This is a genomic window from Bacteroides togonis, assembly GCF_900130135.1.
In the GTDB taxonomy this organism is placed as follows: Bacteria; Bacteroidota; Bacteroidia; order Bacteroidales; family Bacteroidaceae; genus Bacteroides; species Bacteroides pullorum.
Genome location: NZ_LT670820.1, coordinates 16781 through 35779, shown reverse-complemented (window position 1 = coordinate 35779; position 18999 = coordinate 16781). Strand labels below are relative to the sequence as shown.

General features: G+C 53.4%; 27 protein-coding genes. 20 read left to right on the top strand and 7 right to left on the bottom strand.

The window, feature by feature from the left end; genetic code table 11:
* Window positions 1–19 precede the first annotated feature (19 nt).
* Together mobB and mobA are read right to left on the bottom strand one after the other, a co-directional pair.
* The gene (gene mobB / locus BQ8005_RS00225; protein WP_004291483.1) at window positions 20–1267 is read right to left on the bottom strand and encodes a conjugal transfer protein MobB; all 1248 of its coding nucleotides are present in this window, start codon (window positions 1265–1267) and stop codon (window positions 20–22) included.
* Window positions 1246–1674, bottom strand: coding sequence for a conjugal transfer protein MobA (mobA, locus tag BQ8005_RS00220; RefSeq protein WP_004291488.1), 429 nt, complete (start codon window positions 1672–1674; stop codon window positions 1246–1248). Before mobA ends, mobB begins: the two co-directional genes overlap by 22 nt.
* A gap of 420 nt (window positions 1675–2094) precedes the next feature.
* On the opposite strand from mobA, the gene BQ8005_RS00215 reads away from it, so the two are divergent.
* From BQ8005_RS00215 to BQ8005_RS00120, 20 genes are all read left to right on the top strand, one after another.
* A complete protein-coding gene (locus BQ8005_RS00215) occupies window positions 2095–3144 on the top strand; it encodes a ParA family protein (protein ID WP_075316682.1) in 1050 nt (349 codons plus the stop codon).
* 2 nt (window positions 3145–3146) lie between these two features.
* The gene (locus BQ8005_RS00210) at window positions 3147–3587 is read left to right on the top strand and encodes a DUF3408 domain-containing protein (RefSeq protein ID WP_005850519.1); all 441 of its coding nucleotides are present in this window, start codon (window positions 3147–3149) and stop codon (window positions 3585–3587) included.
* A gap of 2 nt (window positions 3588–3589) precedes the next feature.
* Window positions 3590–3937: a DUF3408 domain-containing protein gene (locus tag BQ8005_RS00205; RefSeq protein ID WP_005850496.1), complete on the top strand. Its 348-nt coding sequence runs from the start codon at window positions 3590–3592 to the stop codon at window positions 3935–3937.
* Window positions 3938–3956: 19 nt separating this feature from the next.
* Complete coding sequence (locus tag BQ8005_RS00200; protein ID WP_005850494.1) at window positions 3957–4199, top strand: DUF3408 domain-containing protein; 243 nt, start codon at window positions 3957–3959, stop codon at window positions 4197–4199.
* Window positions 4196–4915: a conjugal transfer protein TraD gene (locus tag BQ8005_RS00195; RefSeq protein ID WP_075316681.1), complete on the top strand. Its 720-nt coding sequence runs from the start codon at window positions 4196–4198 to the stop codon at window positions 4913–4915. The genes BQ8005_RS00200 and BQ8005_RS00195 overlap by 4 nt, the downstream gene beginning before the upstream one ends.
* 201 nt (window positions 4916–5116) lie before the next feature.
* Window positions 5117–5428: a DUF4134 domain-containing protein gene (locus BQ8005_RS00190; protein ID WP_005850490.1), complete on the top strand. Its 312-nt coding sequence runs from the start codon at window positions 5117–5119 to the stop codon at window positions 5426–5428.
* 10 nt (window positions 5429–5438) lie between these two features.
* Complete coding sequence (locus BQ8005_RS00185; protein WP_005944155.1) at window positions 5439–5771, top strand: DUF4133 domain-containing protein; 333 nt, start codon at window positions 5439–5441, stop codon at window positions 5769–5771.
* Window positions 5768–8272 carry a TraG family conjugative transposon ATPase gene (locus BQ8005_RS00180; RefSeq protein WP_075316680.1) on the top strand — a complete coding sequence of 835 codons (2505 nt, stop codon included), beginning with the start codon at window positions 5768–5770 and terminating at the stop codon, window positions 8270–8272. The genes BQ8005_RS00185 and BQ8005_RS00180 overlap by 4 nt, the downstream gene beginning before the upstream one ends.
* Before the next feature lie 49 nt (window positions 8273–8321).
* Entirely contained in the window at window positions 8322–8702 is a 381-nt protein-coding gene (locus tag BQ8005_RS00175) for a DUF3876 domain-containing protein (RefSeq protein ID WP_005850486.1), read from the top strand.
* Between the two features lie 23 nt (window positions 8703–8725).
* A complete protein-coding gene (locus tag BQ8005_RS00170) occupies window positions 8726–9355 on the top strand; it encodes a DUF4141 domain-containing protein (protein WP_005850484.1) in 630 nt (209 codons plus the stop codon).
* Between the two features lie 3 nt (window positions 9356–9358).
* Window positions 9359–10363, top strand: a complete 1005-nt coding sequence (traJ, locus tag BQ8005_RS00165) for a conjugative transposon protein TraJ (RefSeq protein ID WP_005850482.1) — start codon at window positions 9359–9361, stop codon at window positions 10361–10363.
* Window positions 10364–10567: 204 nt separating this feature from the next.
* The gene (gene traK / locus BQ8005_RS00160) at window positions 10568–11191 is read left to right on the top strand and encodes a conjugative transposon protein TraK (protein ID WP_005850480.1); all 624 of its coding nucleotides are present in this window, start codon (window positions 10568–10570) and stop codon (window positions 11189–11191) included.
* A 6-nt stretch (window positions 11192–11197) separates the two neighbouring features.
* Complete coding sequence (locus tag BQ8005_RS00155; RefSeq protein WP_005850478.1) at window positions 11198–11518, top strand: TraL conjugative transposon family protein; 321 nt, start codon at window positions 11198–11200, stop codon at window positions 11516–11518.
* Window positions 11487–12863: a conjugative transposon protein TraM gene (gene traM, locus BQ8005_RS00150; RefSeq protein ID WP_005850476.1), complete on the top strand. Its 1377-nt coding sequence runs from the start codon at window positions 11487–11489 to the stop codon at window positions 12861–12863. Before BQ8005_RS00155 ends, traM begins: the two co-directional genes overlap by 32 nt.
* Before the next feature lie 46 nt (window positions 12864–12909).
* Entirely contained in the window at window positions 12910–13896 is a 987-nt protein-coding gene (gene traN / locus BQ8005_RS00145) for a conjugative transposon protein TraN (protein ID WP_005850475.1), read from the top strand.
* A gap of 2 nt (window positions 13897–13898) precedes the next feature.
* Complete coding sequence (locus BQ8005_RS00140) at window positions 13899–14474, top strand: conjugal transfer protein TraO (RefSeq protein WP_005850473.1); 576 nt, start codon at window positions 13899–13901, stop codon at window positions 14472–14474.
* An 8-nt stretch (window positions 14475–14482) separates the two neighbouring features.
* Window positions 14483–15358, top strand: coding sequence for a toprim domain-containing protein (locus tag BQ8005_RS00135; RefSeq protein ID WP_010185927.1), 876 nt, complete (start codon window positions 14483–14485; stop codon window positions 15356–15358).
* Window positions 15359–15376: 18 nt separating this feature from the next.
* Window positions 15377–15883, top strand: a complete 507-nt coding sequence (locus tag BQ8005_RS00130) for a DUF3872 domain-containing protein (protein WP_005850466.1) — start codon at window positions 15377–15379, stop codon at window positions 15881–15883.
* Complete coding sequence (locus BQ8005_RS00125; protein ID WP_005850464.1) at window positions 15880–16407, top strand: glycoside hydrolase family protein; 528 nt, start codon at window positions 15880–15882, stop codon at window positions 16405–16407. The genes BQ8005_RS00130 and BQ8005_RS00125 overlap by 4 nt, the downstream gene beginning before the upstream one ends.
* Before the next feature lie 93 nt (window positions 16408–16500).
* Complete coding sequence (locus tag BQ8005_RS00120; RefSeq protein WP_005850457.1) at window positions 16501–17484, top strand: phage exclusion protein Lit family protein; 984 nt, start codon at window positions 16501–16503, stop codon at window positions 17482–17484.
* A 50-nt stretch (window positions 17485–17534) separates the two neighbouring features.
* Here BQ8005_RS00120 and BQ8005_RS00115 read toward each other — a convergent pair whose 3' ends face one another.
* From BQ8005_RS00115 to BQ8005_RS00095, 5 genes are all read right to left on the bottom strand, one after another.
* Window positions 17535–17756 (bottom strand): DUF7688 family protein, encoded by a 222-nt coding sequence (locus BQ8005_RS00115; RefSeq protein WP_009276858.1) that lies wholly within the window; start codon window positions 17754–17756, stop codon window positions 17535–17537.
* A 117-nt stretch (window positions 17757–17873) separates the two neighbouring features.
* Window positions 17874–18182, bottom strand: coding sequence for a hypothetical protein (locus BQ8005_RS00110; protein ID WP_005850451.1), 309 nt, complete (start codon window positions 18180–18182; stop codon window positions 17874–17876).
* 45 nt (window positions 18183–18227) lie between these two features.
* Window positions 18228–18473, bottom strand: coding sequence for a DUF6956 domain-containing protein (locus tag BQ8005_RS00105; RefSeq protein WP_005850448.1), 246 nt, complete (start codon window positions 18471–18473; stop codon window positions 18228–18230).
* Window positions 18470–18703: a DUF3873 domain-containing protein gene (locus tag BQ8005_RS00100; protein WP_005850444.1), complete on the bottom strand. Its 234-nt coding sequence runs from the start codon at window positions 18701–18703 to the stop codon at window positions 18470–18472. The genes BQ8005_RS00105 and BQ8005_RS00100 overlap by 4 nt, the downstream gene beginning before the upstream one ends.
* 20 nt (window positions 18704–18723) lie before the next feature.
* Entirely contained in the window at window positions 18724–18981 is a 258-nt protein-coding gene (locus tag BQ8005_RS00095; RefSeq protein ID WP_005850441.1) for a hypothetical protein, read from the bottom strand.
* Window positions 18982–18999: the final 18 nt, after the last annotated feature.

Sequence of the window (18999 nt, the reverse complement as noted above, 5' to 3'; positions counted from 1 at the left end):
TTAATTGTTGATACTCTGATTACATACCCAAGCCCTTGCGTTTTTTCTTCTTTTTGCGCTTCATCGCCCGGATGAAAGCCTCTTCCTCGGCATCTACCGCCGGACCTTCGGGAGTGAGCAAGCCCATACCGCCCGATATATCTTCACTGTCGTAGGCGGTCTGCCCGTGTGCCTTGTCCGCAGCATCCACAGGGATGGATAGCGGTATCGGCGGTTGTCCGGCGTATGGCAGGGTGAAGTGTTCCTGCAAGGCATTCGCCGAAAGCTCCTTACCCATGCGCGAACCGTTCAGCACGCATCCCGTGCGGTGGTCGATGAAGGTAGCCCCATAGATGCGCCCTTCCTCTGTGTAGCGCAGTACGGTGTCGATGCCCTTCTCTTTGAGTTGGGATACAAATTTGTCCTTGTCATAAGTGCCTTGCAGCACGGAAAGGACGGTGCGTTTCGTCATGTCTGCCAGTTTCCTATCCTTGATTTCCGATTTGGAACGGACAAACTTCTTCTGTACGGCTTCATAGCCTGCGGACTTCCCGAAAAGCGAGGATTTGAACGGGTTGCCCACCTTGTTACCCTTGTCGTCCGTGACGGAATAGACCAGCCCGTGATACTCCCGTCCGCGCACGTTGCCCCTCGCTTCCTCCACCGTCATATTATATAAGGAAAGGAGCGCACGGTATTCGCCCATCGTCTGGAAACGGTACTGCCCATTCAGAGCCTTCACGGTGTTGCCTACCTGCTTCTTCACATCACCTGCCGATGCGGCCACCTTGCGCAACGGATTATCCAATCTCTGATTTTTACGTTCTGCCGGATGCAATCCGTACTTCTGTTCCAGTTCCCTGCGGATACGGTCGCTGCGGCGGTAGAGAAAATCCCGGTTGAGCCTTTTCCCGTTCTCGTCCACGTTGACCGTCACGATGTGCAGGTGGTGGCGGTCGATGTCCTCGTGCTTGAATACAAGATAAGGCTGGTTTCCGAAACCGAGTTTTTCCAGATACTCGCGGGCGATATTCTGCAACTCAATATCGGTCAGCACATCCTCCGGGTGCGGGTTGAGAGAGATATGCACCACCGGCTTCTCGATCTTCATCTGCGGTGGCAGGAAGGTGAGAAAACCCTCCATCGCCTTGCCTATGTCCACCGTTCCCGAACCGTCATTGTAGATGCGGTTGGTGGTGAGAAGCCGCCCCTGCGCCTCGTTAATCTTCTCCCCGTTGTAGGCAATCGCGCCGTACAACGAACTTCCTACACTGATTTTTGCGACCATTTTGCCTCCATTTCCCTTGAAAGTTCCACAATCCGGCGGCTCAGTTTCACGAGTTCGACGGTGTGTTGCTCTAATTTGTAGAGCAACGCCATCGCCTTTTTCTCTGAAAAATGCAGCCTCAGTTCCTTCACGACTTGGTTGTAATTCGTACCCACGGCACGGAATTGTGCATGAAAATCCGACAGTTTGGTGTAATAGTCCACCAACGTCTTGTCCACCTTCAGCACCTTGAACGGTTGCCCGAAGAAGTGCGCTTTGAGGAAAACAGACCGTGCATAGACACCCGATTTTCCGAACATGGCGAGGAAACGGTTGTGTTCCTCCTCGTTGAAACGGACGGTGTACCGGTACACCGCCGGATCAAGTTTGGGATTTCTCCCTGATTTGCTTTTCCTTTTCTCTTTCATATTACTTTGGATTTAGCGGATTGACGGCATAAGCCGCCGCTTCGGATTACAGCACCGCAGTTCTGAAAGGCTTCCCGACTTCGGAGGGAAAGCCCGCCCCCTGCAAGGGCAAGTGCTTTTCGTGGCTGCTCAAAATATTTTGAGCGGCTGAAAAGACATCTTGCTATGTTCCGGCGAACATAAAAATCCGTCGGGGACGGATTGGGGGAATGCCTTTCAAACTCCGGGCTGCGCCACCTGCGGCGAACCCTGCCGTTCGGGTGCAAAGTTACGCCCTTAAAGCGGTATCGGACAGAGGCTTGACCCGGACAGTCAGTGCCAACCGGCGCAACATGCCGCCACTTGCCGGGGAAGTGGTACGGATTCAAAAATATCCTTGTTTATTTGCAGCATGATTCAAGAAACGAACGATTTGAAGATATGAAAAATGAGGCTTTCAAATACCCGGCAAACCGCTTTGGCGGCTATTTGCCTGACCGGATACCCGAACCTTCGGATACCCGGCTTTCCAATGACGCGGTGATTCACGGATTCAATGACTTCATGACGCAATGTCGTCATTCACCAGTTATCCGAATCCCTGCCTCACCGTTGAAGCGGATACGTGACGAACCGGACAGGCGGAGATTCGCTGACGCGGATATACATGTCACCGATTCCGTATCGGAGCAGGAAAACAATTCATCAACCATTAAAACCAACAGAACCATGAGTAATGAAACATTCGTTGCATTCGCAACACAGAAAGGGGGCATCGGCAAATCCACCGTCACGGCACTTTCCGCCAACTACCTCCACAACGTGAAAGGACACAATGTCGCCGTCATGGACTGCGACGCCCCGCAACACAGCATACACGGGTTGCGTGAACGTGAAACGGGACTTATCGGCGGAAGCCTCTATTTCAAGGCACTCGCGTGTGACCACTTCCGCAAGATAAGGAAGAACGCCTACCCGGTCATCGCAAGCGACGCCCTTAACGCCCTCGATGATGCCGAAAGGATGCTTGCCGCAGAAGAGGTGAAACCCGACGTCGTGTTCTTCGACATGCCGGGAACCCTGAAAAGCAACGGCGTGGTCAAGACCCTCTCGCAGATGGACTACATCTTCGCGCCCATGAGTGCCGACCGTTTTGTCGTGGAAAGCACCCTGCAATTCGCCGTGATGTTCCGTGACAACCTCATGACGACGGGACAGGCGAAAACAAAAGGGCTGTACCTGTTCTGGACGATGGTGGACGGCAGGGAGAAGAACGGGCTTTACGACCTGTATGAGGATGTGATCGCCGAGATGGGGCTGCCGGTGCTGTCCACCCGCCTGCCCGACAGCAAGAAGTTCCGGCGCGACCTTTCGGAAGAGCGCAAGAGCGTGTTCCGCTCGACCATCTTCCCGATGGATGCGTCCCTGCTGAAAGGGAGCGGCATCCGTGAGTTCTCGGAAGAGATAAGCCGTATCATCAGACCTCAATAATCATGGGCAGCAGGAAAGTGAACACCGAAGGCATCGACGAGGAACTGTTGATAGCCTCCATCGGCAGACGCAGGCAGGACGGGATCCTGTACCACGCGCAGGAGCCGCCCGCGCCTGCTCCCGAAGAAGAAAGCGTCCCGGAAACGGAACCGCCGCCCGTGCAATCCACGGCAAAAGAAAAACCGCAGAGGGACACCGTCCGCCGCAAACGGCAGGAGGACGACTATTCCGGGCTGTTCCTCCGCCGCAACGAGATAAAGACGCGCCAGTGCGTCTATATCAGCCGCGATGTCCACAGCAAGATTCTCAAAATCGTGAACGACATCGCCGGACGTGAAATCTCGGTAGGCGGCTACGTGGACACCGTGCTGCGCCAACATCTGGAACAGCACAAGGAGAAAATAAACGAACTGTACAAGAAACAACGTGAAGACTTGATTTGAATATGGAAAAGAACCAGAAAAACAGAAGTCCGCAGCATGACGGCGGCGGTATGCTTGCCCAAGTGCAGGCGAGTGTGGAAATCCTCTCTCCCGTGCCGTTAGGCGGCAAATGCGGTGAGAAGGACTATGAACGGCTGTTCATCCGTGAAGCCGAAGTGAAGGCACGCGAGGGAAAGATGGCGTATGTGCGCCCGGAGTATCACGACCGCATCATGCGTATCACCCGTGTGATCGGGCATGACCGGCTGTCGCTGTCCGCCTACATCGACCATGTGCTTACGCACCACTTCAACCAGTGCGAGGAGGCGATAAAAAGCCTTTACGCCCGGAATTACGACGCAGTATTTTAATCCTCAAAAAGTAACAGACATGAAAGGAAAGAAGAATGATTATCGCGCCTTCCTGAAAAAATCAGGAATCAAGGCGAGAGAGGGAAAGCAAGTGTACATCAGTTTGGCAAACCACAGCGTGATAACCGAAATCACCTATTTATTAGGTAAGGGAAACCTGACCATCGCCGACTATCTGGACAATGTGCTTAACGAACATTTCCAGACACACCGTGCCGAAATCAACCGTATGTTGGATTCAGTCCCCAAAGTAGAGCTATGAACATGACTATGATTCTGCTGACCGTATCGGTCGGCTGCAACCTGTGGTTCCTGTTCCTGCTCCTTTATGACAGGATCATGGAAACCAGACTTGTCCGCTTCCTAAGAAGCATAGCCGGACTGTGGCGGTCGTTGGGCAGCACGGCTGCAAAGCCCGAAACGGCAAGGGTAACACCGCCCGCAGAGACCCCAGCGGACATCATCGGCAAGAGCCGTTTCAGGATGGCATCGACCCGGACAACCGCTGCCATACCGACGCAAGAAGCCGCCACTTCGGAAAAAGGCATTGAGCTGACGGAGGAAGAGGCTACTTTTGACGACGGAAACACGGAAACCGTATCCCGTCCCGCCCAAGTCCCGGAGGATAAACTCGACGAAACCTTCACGAGCCTCACGCCTTCGGAACTGGAGTTCGGGGAGGACGAGCCGGAGGAAGAAACGTCCGACGCACCGAGGGCATCCGGAAGCAGCTTCGACGAGATAGACGATGCGGTCAGAACCGCCAAGAACCCGGAAGCGACAACGACGGAACGGGAGCGGGCGGCAAAAGTCTTCACCGACATGGAAGGGACGGAGCTGTACGAGAAGCTGATGACCGGCTCGTCTGAAATGAGCATCCGCATCAAGGGGCTTATCGAAATCCGGCTGAAGAAACCGAAAAAGGATTTTGTAGTCCCGGACAATATTGAGGACTTCGACATCCGCAACTATGTATAACGAGTAAAAAAGAATGAAAATGAAAACGTAAGACGGCATCACCCACGCGCACGGCAGTACAAGGTACAGCCGGTCCGCAACGGACACACCCAAGTCCGTAGAAACAAACGGGCAATCCACTAAACCAAAGTAAAGTAACCGAGTATCAACTGCCCGACAAAGGACCATCCACTCTTTTGACGGCAAAAACAAGAACAGTTTATGAACAAGAACATCAGACAAAAGTTTATCCTCTCTGCGGCACTTATGATTGCCGCAACCGCCTCCGCCTTCGCACAGGGAAACGGCATCGCGGGCATCAACGAAGCCACCTCTATGGTGAGTTCGTACTTCGACCCCGGCACGAAACTCATCTACGCCATCGGCGCGGTAGTCGGGCTTATCGGGGGCGTGAAAGTATATGGGAAATTCTCGTCCGGCGACCCCGACACCTCCAAGACTGCCGCCTCGTGGTTCGGGGCGTGCATCTTCCTGATTGTCGCCGCCACCATCCTGCGCTCATTCTTCCTTTAATAAACGATGTATGGCTGAATACCCGATAAACAAGGGTATCGGCCGTCCGGTAGAATTCAAGGGCTTGAAGGCTCAGTACCTCTTCATCTTCTGCGGAGGTCTGCTGGCTCTCTTCGTCCTGTTCGTCATCCTCTACATGGTCGGCATCGACCAGTGGGTATGTATCGGCTTCGGCGTGGCATCGTCCTCCGTCCTCGTATGGCAGACCTTCGCGCTGAACGCCCGGTACGGCGAACACGGGCTTATGAAATTAGGGGCAACAAGGAGCCATCCCCGATACCTTATCAACCGGCGGCGGATCACCCGATTATTCAAACGGAAACGAAAGGAAGAAACGACATGAGGAATACATCCAAAATGACAACACTGGAAAACAAGTTCCCGCTATTGGCGGTGGAACAAGGCTGCATCATCTCCAAAGACGCCGACATCACGGTGGCTTTCGAGGTGGAGCTGCCGGAGCTTTACACCGTGACGGGCGCGGAGTACGAGGCGATACACGGCTGCTGGTGCAAGGCAATCAAGGTGCTGCCGGACTTCTCCGTCGTCCACAAGCAGGACTGGTTCATCAAGGAGAAGTACACGCCGGAACTTCACAAGGACGACATGAGCTTTTTAAGCCGCTCTTTCGAGCGTCACTTCAACGAGCGTCCGTACCTGAAGCACACGTGCTACCTCTACCTGACCAAGACGACGAAGGAGCGTAACCGGATGCAGAGCAATTTCAGCACGCTGTGCCGTGGGCATATCATCCCGAAGGAGCTGGACAAGGAAACCGCCGCGAAGTTCATGGAGGCTGCGGAACAGTTCGAGCGTATCATCAACGACAGCGGCTTTGTCAGGCTGCGCCGCCTCTCCACCGACGAGATTGTGGGGACGGACGGCAAAGCCGGACTGATAGAGCGTTACTTCTCGCTCATGCCCGAAGGCGACGCCACGTTGCAGGACATCGACCTCTCGGCACGGGAAATGCGCATCGGCGACAACCGCCTGTGCCTGCACACCCTGTCCGACGCGGAGGATCTGCCCGGCACGGTGGCTACCGACACCCGGTATGAGAAACTCTCCACCGACCGCTCGGACTGCCGCCTCTCCTTCGCATCCCCGGTGGGGCTGCTGCTCTCCTGCAACCACATCTACAACCAGTACGTGATTATCGACAACAGCGAGGAGAACCTCCAAAAATTCGAGAAGTCCGCAAGGAATATGCAGTCGCTCTCGCGCTATTCGAGGAGCAACAGCATCAACCGCGAGTGGATAGACCGCTACCTGAACGAGGCGCACTCCTACGGGCTGACCTCGGTGCGGGCGCACTTCAACGTCATGGCGTGGAGCGACGACGCGGAAGAGCTGAAACACATAAAGAACGACGTGGGCAGCCAGCTGGCAAGCATGGAGTGCGTGCCTCGCCACAACACCATCGACTGCCCGACACTCTATTGGGCGGCTATGCCCGGCAACGCGGCGGACTTTCCGGCGGAAGAGAGTTTCCATACCTTCATCGAACAGGCGGTGTGCCTCTTCACGGAGGAAACCAACTACCGCAGTTCGCTCTCGCCCTTCGGCATCAAGATGGTGGACAGGCTCACGGGAAAACCGCTGCACCTCGACATCAGTGACCTGCCGATGAAGCGGGGCATCACCACCAACCGTAACAAGTTCGTATTAGGTCCTTCGGGCAGTGGCAAGTCGTTCTTCATGAACCACCTCGTGCGACAATATTACGAGCAGGGCGCGCATGTGGTATTGGTGGACACGGGAAACTCCTATCAGGGATTGTGCGAGATGATACGGCGCAAGACGGGCGGCACGGACGGCGTGTATTTCACCTACACGGAGGAGAAGCCCATCAGCTTCAACCCGTTCTACACCGACGACTACGTGTTCGACGTGGAGAAGAAGGACAGCATCAAGACGCTGCTGCTGACGCTCTGGAAGTCGGAGGACGACAAGGTGACGAAAACCGAAAGCGGGGAATTGGGCAGTGCCGTGAGTGCCTACATCGAGCGCATCAGGGCAGACCGGAGCATCGTCCCCTCGTTCAACACCTTCTACGAGTACATGCGCGACGACTACCGCCGGGAACTGGCGGAGCGTGACATCAAGGTGGAGAAGGAGGACTTCAACATCGACAACATGCTCACCACCATGCGGCAGTATTACCGGGGCGGACGCTATGACTTCCTGCTCAACTCGGCGGAGAACATCGACCTGCTGGGCAAACGGTTCATCGTCTTCGAGATTGACTCCATCAAGGACAACCGCGAACTGTTCCCGGTAGTGACCATCATCATCATGGAAGCCTTCATCAACAAGATGCGGCGTCTGAAAGGGGTGCGGAAGCAGCTTATCGTGGAGGAGGCTTGGAAGGCTCTTTCTTCGGCAAATATGGCTGACTACCTGCGCTATATGTACAAGACGGTGCGTAAGTATTTCGGTGAGGCAATCGTGGTGACGCAGGAGGTGGACGACATCATTTCCTCGCCCGTCGTCAAGGAGAGCATCATCAACAACTCGGACTGTAAAATCCTGCTCGACCAGCACAAGTACATGAACAAGTTCGACCAGATTCAGGCGTTGCTCGGACTGACGGAGAAGGAGAAGTCGCAGATACTCTCCATCAACATGGCGAACAACCCCTCACGGCTCTACAAGGAGGTGTGGATAGGCTTGGGCGGCACGCAGTCGGCGGTCTATGCCACCGAGGTCAGTGCTGAAGAGTATCTGGCGTACACCACCGAGGAAACGGAAAAGGTGGAGGTGTACCGTCTGGCAGAGCAATTGGGCGGTGACATCGAAGCCGCCATCCGGCAACTTGCCGAAAGGCGGAGAAACAAGCAATAAGTAATCAATAATCAGTAAAACAGATTTATCAACAAAAAAAGAAAAGCGTATGAGCATATCAAGAATGAAGATGCTGCAAGTCAGCAAGTGTTTAATCGGGCTGGCGGTCATGGTGCTGCAATCCTGCGACGTGGCGGAGAACCGCCGCGACCTGCTGTGCGGAAACTGGGAAAGCGTGGAGGGCAAACCCGACGTGCTTATCTACAAGGAGGGAGAAGCCTACAAGGTGACGGTTTTCAAGCGGAGCGGCATCCGCCGCAGGCTGAAGCCGGAAACCTACCTCTTGCAGGAGGAGAACGGCAACCTGTTCATGAACACGGGATTCCGCATCGACGTGGCGTATAACGAGGCTACCGACGTGCTGACCTTCTCACCCAACGGGGACTACGTGCGTGTGAAGCCGCAGCCGGAAACTCCGGCAGAAAAATAAGAACCGCTAAAATCCAAAGAAACATGAGAACAAGAATAACATTCGTCATCTGCCTGTGCCTGCTTTTCGCGGGCAGGGCTTCCGCCCAATGGGTCGTGAGCGATCCGGGCAATCTGGCGCAGGGCATCATCAACGCCTCGAAGAACATCATCCATACCTCGAAGACCGCCACGAACATGGTGAACAACTTTCAGGAAACGGTGAAAATCTACGAGCAGGGCAAGAAGTATTACGACGCCCTCAAATCGGTGAACAATCTGGTCAAGGACGCACGCAAGGTGCAGCAGACCATCCTGATGGTGGGCGACATCACGGACATCTACGTGACCAGCTTCCAGAAGATGCTGCGCGACGACAACTTCACGGTGGAGGAACTCGGAGCCATCGCCTTCGGCTACACGAAGCTGCTGGAGGAATCAAACGACGTGCTGACGGAGCTGAAGAACGTGGTGAACATCACCACGCTCTCCATGACGGACAAGGAGCGCATGGACGTGGTGGAACGCTGCCACTCCAAGATGAAGCGTTACCGCAACCTCGTGAGCTACTACACCAACAAGAACATCAGCGTGAGCTACCTGCGTGCGAAGAAGAAAAACGACCTCGACCGCATCATGGGGCTGTACGGCAGTATGAACGAAAGATACTGGTAGCCTATGGAGTTCGACAACCTTCACCAGATTCTCCGCTCGCTCTACGAGCAGATGATGCCGCTGTGCGCCGACATGGCGGGCGTGGCGAAAGGCATCGCCGGGCTGGGCGCGCTCTTCTATGTCGCTTACCGGGTATGGCAGTCGTTGGCGAGAGCCGAACCGATAGACGTCTTCCCGATGCTCCGCCCCTTTGCCGTCGGTCTGTGCATCATGTTCTTCCCTACGGTGGTGCTTGGCACGATAAACAGCGTCCTCTCGCCCGTCGTGCAGGGTACGGCGAAACTGCTCGAAACGCAGACTTTGGACATGAACAAGTACCGGGAGCAGAAGGACAGGCTGGAATACGAGGCGATGGTGCGCAATCCCGAAACCGCCTACCTCGTGTCCAACGAGGAGTTTGACAAGCAACTGGAGGAATTGGGCTGGTCGCCCTCCGACATGGTGACGATGGCGGGGATGTATATCGACCGGGGGATGTACAAGATGAAGAAGGGCATCCGCGATTTCTTCCGCGAGATACTGGAACTGATGTTCCAAGCCGCCGCCCTCGTGATAGACACCATCCGCACGTTCTTCCTTGTGGTGCTGGCGATACTCGGTCCGATAGCCTTCGCCATATCGGTGTGGGACGGCTTCCAAAGCACGCTCACGCAGTGGATATGCCGCTACATTCAGGTCTATCTGTGGCTGCCCGTGTCGGACATATTCAGCACCATACTCGCCAAGATTCAGGTGTTGATGCTGCAAAGCGACATCGAACGGATGCAGGCTGACCCGAACTTCTCGCTGGATTCGAGCGACGGGGTGTACATCGTCTTCATGATAATCGGCATCATCGGCTACTTCACCATCCCGACGGTGGCAGGCTGGATTATCCAAGCCGGAGGCATGGGAAGCTACGGTCGCAACGTGAACCAGACGGCAGGACGAGCCGGAAGCATGGCGGGCAGCGTGGCGGGTGCTACCGCAGGCAACATGGTCGGACGTGCCGGGAAACTGCTGAAATAGAGGCTGAATTACGGGAGAGGCATCCGCATAAAAGTAACATACGTATGTAGCCTGTCATGACATACGTATGTAGCAGCCTGTTACATACGTATGCAGCGGCTCATTACATACGTATGTGGTAACCCGTTACATACGTATGTGGCAAACGACCGCATACCAATCCTATTGTATAACGAATTAAGAACCGAAAAATAAAATCAGACAATGGAATTCAAGTCACTCAAAAACATCGAATCATCGTTCAGGCAGATACGCCTGTTCGGTATCGTCTTCCTCTCGCTGTGCGCCGTGATAACGGTATGGAGCGTGTGGAGTTCCTACCGCTTCGCGGAACGGCAGCGTGAGAAGATCTATGTGCTGGACAACGGCAAGTCGCTGATGCTGGCACTCTCGCAGGACTTGTCGCAGAACCGTCCGGCGGAAGCGAGGGAGCATGTGCGCCGCTTCCACGAACTGTTTTTCACGCTCTCGCCCGAAAAGAGCGCGATAGAACACAACGTAAAGCGTGCGTTGTTGCTGGCGGACAAGAGCGTGTACAACTACTATTCGGACTTCGCCGAGAAGGGGTACTACAACCGCATCATCGCCGGGAACATCAACCAAGTGCTGAAGGTGGACAGCGTGGTATGCGACTTCAACGGCTATCCCTACCGTGCCGTGACCTACGCCACGCAGAAGATTATCCGGCAGAGCAACGTCACCGAGCGCAGCCTCGTGACCACGTGCCGCCTCTTGAACTCGTCCCGTTCGGACAACAACCCGAACGGGTTCACCATCGAGGGATTCACCATCATCGAGAACAAGGATTTACAAACCATCAAAAGGTAAACGGATATGAAGAAAATCAAGAAATCATTTTGGGGCGCATATTGGAAACTCCACGACAAAAAGAAAATGCTGGTGGCAAGGCTCAGGGGCTATCTGGACGGCTTGCCGCCAAAGACACGCAGGCGCATCGTGCTGGCGATGCTCGCCGCATTCTCCGCGCTTGCCCTCTACACCTTCGGCAAAGCCGTGTATGACATCGGCAGGAATGACGGCAGCCGGATGGTGACAGACCATGCCGGACAGGTGGAACTGTCCGTGAAGACGGATAACAATCATAACGTAACACCTTATTTATATGGAACAGACGAAGAACGAAACGAAGATTGAGAACAAGACGGAGAGCAAGTCCGAAAGCACGGCTGCACCCGACAACAAGGGGAAGCCGAAAAAGGAGCGCAAGCCGCTGACCGAAGCCCAACGGCTGAAACGTCAGAAAATGATAGTGCTGCCCGCTATGGTGCTGGTATTCATCGGGGCGATGTGGCTGATATTCGCCCCGTCCTCCGGCAAAGAGCAGGAGCCGGGAACAGGCGGCTACAACATCGAGATGCCCGACGCGGACAAGGAGAACCGCCGGATTATCGGTGACAAGGCGAAAGCCTACGAACAGGGCGCAATGGAGGAAAGGCAGGAGAACCGCAGCCGCGCCATGCAGCAGTTGGGCGACCTGTTCGACCGCGAAACTGCGGCAGCGGATGGAGACAGCGATTTCGACCTTGCCAATCCCGGCGGAACAGAAGAGGCCGTGAAGCCCACACCGAAGACCATCCAATCCTCGGCAGCCGCCTACCGTGACCTCAATGCCACGCTCGGCAACTTCTACGAGCAGCCGAAAAACGACAATGCGGAGATGGACGAACTGCTGGAACGCATCGCCACCCTCGAATCCGAACTGGAAAGCGGAAAAGAGAGAAGCTCCACGATGGACGAGCAGGTGGCACTCATGGAAAAATCCTACGAGCTGGCGGCGAAGTACATGGGCGGGCAGAACGGCACGCAGGCGGCAGCGGGACAGACCGCAGAGCCGTCCCCCGTGCAGAAAGCCGGAAAGAACACGGCAAAACCCGTCAGGCAGGTGACGCATCAGGTGGTGTCCTCGCTCGGACAGCCCGTGAGCAATGCCGAATTTGTCGCTTCCTTCTCGCAGGAGCGCAACCGCAGTTTCAACACGGCGGTGGGCGTCACGACCGTATCGGACAGGAACACCATACCGGCATATGTCTATGGGACGCAGAGCGTGACGGACGGGCAGGCGGTCAGGTTGCGCTTGCTGGAGCCGATGGCGGTAGCAGACCGGATCATCCCCCGTAATGCGGTGGTGGTCGGCGCAGCCAAGATTCAGGGCGAACGGCTCGGCATCGAAATCACCTCTCTGGAACACGACGGTACGATTATCCCGGTGGAGTTGGAGGTCTATGACACGGACGGGCAGCCCGGCATATTCATCCCCAACTCGATGGAGATGAACGCCGTCAGGGAGGTTGCCGCCAACATGGGCGGCTCGCTCGGCAGCAGCATCAACATCTCCACCAATGCCGGGGCGCAGCTCGCCTCCGACTTGGGCAAGGGGCTGATACAAGGCACGAGCCAGTACATTGCCAAGAAGATGCGCACCGTCAAGGTGCATCTGAAAGCCGGGTACAGGGTCATGCTCTATCAGGAAGTGAATTAAGAAAACAATCAATCAAATTTTTATTTACCACTAAAAATCCAAAGTAATGAGAAAAGTAATCATGATGTTTGCCCTCGCTATGGGCATCGCAACTGCCAACGCGCAGGAAAACGTAACCGTTGGGCAAAGCAACGGAAGTGAACAACCGACCTTGACAAAGGAGGTCTATCCGCAGAAGGAGGCGGACGGCGACCTGTATCACGGTCTGACGAGAAAGCTGGGTTTTGACCGCATGGTTCCCCCGCACGGCTTGGAAGTGACCTACGACAAGACCGTGCATGTCATCTTCCCGGCGGAAGTGCGCTATGTCGATTTAGGCTCGCCCGACCTGATTGCGGGCAAAGCCGAAGGTGCGGAGAACGTCATCCGCGTGAAGGCTACCGTGAGGAACTTCCCGAACGAAACCAACATGTCCGTAATCACGGAGGACGGGAGTTTTTACACCTTCAACGTGAAGTATGCCACCGAACCGCTGCTGCTCAACGTGGAGATGTGCGACTTCATCCATGACGGCGAGGCGGTGAACCGTCCGAACAATGCGCAGGAAATCTACCTGAAAGAGCTGGGCAGTGAAAGTCCCATGCTGGTGCGCCTTATCATGAAGTCCATCCACAAGCAGAACAAACGTGAGGTGAAGCATATCGGCTGCAAGCGTTTCGGCATCCAGTACCTTCTGAAAGGCATCTACACGCACAACGGGCTTCTGTATTTCCACACGGAAATCAGGAACCAGAGCAACGTGCCTTTCGATGTGGACTACATCACATGGAAAATCGTGGACAAGAAGGTGATGAAGCGTACCGCAGTGCAGGAGCGTATCATCCTGCCGCTCCGTGCGCAGAACTACGCCACGCTCGTGCCGGGCAAAAAAAGCGAACGCACGGTCTTCACGATGGCGAAGTTCACCATCCCCGACGGCAAGTGTCTCGTGGTGGAGCTGAACGAGAAGAACGGAGGTCGTCATCAGTCTTTCGTGATCGAGAATGAGGATTTGGTGCGTGCCAATAACATCAACGAACTCCAAGTGCGCTGACCATGAGAAAGTACATCGCAATCATCATCGCGTCGCTTGCCCTGTTCACGGGGCAGGCGTACGCCCAGCGATGTCTGCCGAAAATGCAGGGCATCGAGGTAAGGGCGAATCTGGCGGACGGCTTCAAACCCGGCGGCAACGACGGCGGGTACAGTTTCGGGGCGGCTCTCTCCACCTACACGAAGAAGGGCAACAAATGGATGTTCGGAGGTGAGTATCTCCTGAAGAACAACCCGTACAAGGATACCGCCATACCTGTGGTGCAGTTCACGGCGGAAGGCGGCTACTATTTCAAGATACTTTCCGATGCCCGTAAAATCATGTTCGTCTATGCGGGGGCTTCGGCTCTCGTCGGATATGAATCGGTGAATTGGGGCGAAAAGGTGCTGCAAGACGGCTCGACCCTGCATAACCGGGACGCCTTCATCTATGGCGGTGCGCTGACGCTGGACGTGGAGTTTTACGTGGCTGACCGTATCGCCCTGCTCGCCAATCTCCGGGAGCGTTGCCTGTGGGGTGGCGACACACGAAAGTTCCACACGCAGTTCGGGGTCGGCATCAAGTTCATCATCAACTGATGCGCCGCATGGAACGGACGGATATAGACACCATGAGGCAAATATCCCTCGCGGACTTTCTCGCACGGCTGGGACATGAGCCTGTACGGAGAAGCGGAAACGAGCTGTGGTATCTCGCGCCGTACCGCAATGAGCGCACGCCCTCTTTCCGCGTGAACGTGGCGAAACGGCTCTGGTACGATTTCGGTTTGGGCAAGGGCGGTGACATCTTCACGCTTGCCGGGGAGTTTGCCCGAAGCGGCGACTTCATGGCGCAGGCGAGATTCATAGCGGAAACCGCCCGTATGCCGTTTGTCGCATCGGAAAAGCCGTTGTTCCTGCCGGAGCCGTCCGAACCTGCCTTTGAGGGAGTGGAAGCCGTCCCGCTGCTCCGCTCACCATTAACAGAGTATCTGGCGGAACGGGGCATCCCTTATGCCGTTGCATCCCGCCACTGCTGCCGCCTGAACTACGGCGTGCGTGGAAAGCGGTATTTCGCAATCGGTTTCCCGAACGTGGCTGGCGGCTATGAAATCCGTAGCCGCTACTTCAAGGGTTGCGTACCACCGAAAGATGTGTCACTGATAAAACCGAAAGATACCGCCTCTGACGTATGCAGCGTGTTTGAGGGCTTCATGGACTTTCTGTCCGCTGCTGCACTCGGTATAGGCGGCAATAGCGACAGCCTTGTGCTGAACTCCGTTGCCAACGTGGGTAAGGCGGTGAAACACTTGGACGGGTACGGGCGCATAGACTGCTTCCTCGACCGTGACGAAGCCGGACGGAGGACGCTGGAAGCCCTCAAAGGATATTACGGCGGACGTGTCACCGACCGTTCCGCACTCCATGACGGTTACAAGGACTTGAACGAGTATCTGCAACTGACAGCAAAAAATGAACAATAACTTAAAAATCAAAGAACAATGAACATACTGAACAACAAGAACAAGAGAACATCCATCTTCAAGGCGTTGGCACTCTGCCTGTTCGCCGCCATGTTGCTCACGCTCGCATCGTGTGACGATGACATGGACATCCAGCAATCCTATCCCTTCACAGTGGAAACCATGCCCGTGCCTAACAAGGTAACGAAGGGGCAGACGGTGGAAATCCGCTGTGAGTTGAAAAAGACGGGCGATTACGCCAACACCCTATATACCATCCGGTATTTCCAATTCGAGGGAGAAGGAACATTGAAAATGGACAACGGCATTACGTTCCTGCCCAACGACCGCTACCTGCTCGAAAACGAGAAGTTCCGGCTGTACTACACGGCGCAAGGTGACGAGGTGCACAACTTCATCGTAGTGGTGGAAGATAATTTCAGCAACTCCTACGAATTGGAATTTGACTTCAACAATCGCAACGTGAAGGATGACGGGGCTATCTCTATTGTCCCAATCGGAAACTTCAAACCCCTTACACGATGATGCGTGTATTCATGGCTATCCTCTGTTCCCTTCTGGCGGTCTGCTCCGTGTCCGCACGGGACAGCTGTCAGAAGGGGACGGACGGGCAGGCGTCAATCTACCGCCTGCCGCCTTTCGAGCGGGCGGTTCGCTGTACGAAGTATTTTGAAGGCTGGCACTCGGAGAAACACCACCCATACGTGGGCTGGGGGCATCAGGTGCAGCCGGGGGAAAGGTATTCGGCACGCACCATGACGAAGCGGCAGGCGGACGCACTCCTGCGGAAAGACTTGCGGAAGTTCTGCGCCATGTTCCGCAAGTTCGGGCGTGACAGTCTGCTCCTTGCCACGCTCGCCTACAATGTCGGTCCATACCGGCTTTTGGGGAGCGGGAAGATACCCAAAAGCACACTGATCCGAAAATTGGAGGCGGGCGACAGGAACATTTACCGGGAATATATCGCTTTCTGCAACTACAAAGGTAAACGGCACGCCATGCTGCTCAAACGGAGAAAGGCGGAGTTTGCGCTGCTGTATATCCTGTGATACGACTGAAATTCCTTGCGGTAAACAATATCGCAAGGAATTTTAGCGTCTAATACAAATTAACACATTACCTTTGCAAGTAAAATTTGTAAAATGAAAGAAGCGAAAGAAATATATTATTTACCTGTTGAACAGCTATCTGATGATGCTATTCAATGTATTGAAAAAGTTGTTGAACTGTTAGATGCGATAAAAGACGATTGCAATATCAATAACTTTTCTCGTCGATTTACATTCATAAGGGAAGGAAAAGCTATTAGCGATGTTGCGGAAATAAAAAAAGATAGCAATGGATTAAATCATATCTATATCAACGAAAACTTTTGTCAGTATTTATGGTCTGTATGTATTTATCTTAATGCCTATTTTGAGAATGTCATACATATTCCAATAATGGATGCTGTTGGCATAAACAAATATGGTTATAAACCCAATCTGATTGATGTAGAGTATGCTAATGATTGCTTTTTTAGAGGACGGCAATTGTTGCATAACTTCAATAGGGATGTTTATTGGGTAACACCCAACATCTGTAATCCCCAGCAATTTGAAAATATTATAAGTCACACAAATGGTGTATATTGTGCTGCGATAGCATTTATATATGCCCACGAATTTTCACATAATTATTTAGGTCATACACAAATACAACAGACGTTTCCCCATACTATAGATGATGAAATTGCCGCAGATGATACGGCAATTAGTTTTATTCAAACTGAATATGACTCTGCATGGGGAAATACATATAAGGCAGGTGTCGCAACTGTATTAGCAGCCATTTTATTGATGAGCGAAGATTCTATTTCTGGTGATGGAACTCATCCAGATATGGATGTCCGAATAGAAAATTTGGTTACTAAACTGGAATTACATGAAATGGATCCACTTTGGGGCTACTTAGGTGTTGCATTAAGATTATGGTTGCTGGTATTTGGTGGTTTGTCTATCGAAGAGGATATGCAACAGCCCGGTTTTGGCTCATATAAGGAGATTTATTTATTTTACATGGAGAAATTGAAAACAGTTAGACAACAACGTTATCCCAAAATTGTAAAACCTGATTGGGATATATAGCTAAATTAAAAACTCCGATGAAGCCGCAACTTCATCGGAGTTTCCGCTTTTCATACATTCGGGATTTTTCCTTTGCCGATTACCTCACCGTCCCTGCAATGCTCTATGATGCCGGGCGAAAATCCCATCTCCCCGATTGCGATATGCCGGATATACTCCGCATATTCCTGACCTTGAAAATTCCTCCCCGTGAGGTTTTTGAAAATCATCCTTATGCTTGTTCCGTCATCGCTGTGCAGGATGATTTTTCCGTTCTGTCTGATTTCTTCCATGATTGAAACTTGTTTTTGTGAATACTATCGTAGATTGGGACAGCGGTTTCTTTGCTACTTTCTTTGTCCGCCATCATGCTCACCGAAAGAAAGTAGGGCGGCTTTCGCCGTCGCCACTCAAAAACGGGTGTAAAGTCCCGTTACCATCGTGAACATTTCTTCCAGCATATCGCAGTATATGCCATCGTGCGTTGCAATGTCCTTTGTCTTGCACTCGAATGTCTTTTTACTGAACGTCTTGCGGTAGAAACGCATATTGTAGAGGTCTAATCCTGCATCGTAGATGATGTCAAGGCGGTTCGCGCTCGTCTTGTTCCTTGCAAGGCTCATGCGCAAGCCGTTGCCCATGTCTATGAAGTCCTTGCTTCCCGTCATGGCGACAAAGCGTCTGCCGCCTATCTGCTGTAAAATCGTCTTTGCTATCATGCTTTTCTTGGTTTTAGGTTGGCGGTGCGGACACCGCCAACTTGTTTAACATTCTGTTATCTCGGCAATGGGTGTGTTTCGTTTCAACCATTCCATCAGGCACTCCATATTGTACTCGCTTGTGATGACTGCCGTATGGCTGTTGATGGCGGTAAACCTGCTGCTCTCGTAGTCGTCTATCCACCCTTTTAGGGTATCAACTCCCCACGCTTCGGCATCGTCAAAGATGCCGTCCAATACTTTGATAGGCTCGCTGAATTTCACTATCAGCGTTTGATAGGCTGTGTTCATCGGTTGTCCTCCTTTCCATCCTTTGCCGTGAGCCACTTATCCCGTGCGGCTCGGCACTCGTCCAATGTGGGTTTGACACAAGAGAACAACTCTCCGTCTGTGGGGTGGCGGTAGTCGTACTGCACAAGTGTCCGCTTGCGTCTGCCGATACCTAATTGGAAACGCTCATATTTCTCCGTACCTGCTTCGGTGCAGGTGCTTATACCGTTGATGGTCATTCGTGTTGCCATAATCGTTGATTTTAGAGTGGTTAAAAATGTACTGACAAAACTCTGTTGCGCATCACCATTTCGGGGTCACTCGTATAGCGTTGGTGCAGGTAGAAATGGTGGGAGCCGAAGCCGTAAAGGAAAAACCTGTCAAGTCCGTGCTTCTCGGCAAAGTCCTTTACACTCCGTCTTAACTGCTCCTCACTCGTTGCAAGAGTGAGGAGGTTCACAAATTCAAGGAACATCGTGGGGATTTTATCGTCCCACAGACAAACCATGCTTTCAATTCTTACTTCCATTTTGTTGGGTTTTATAGG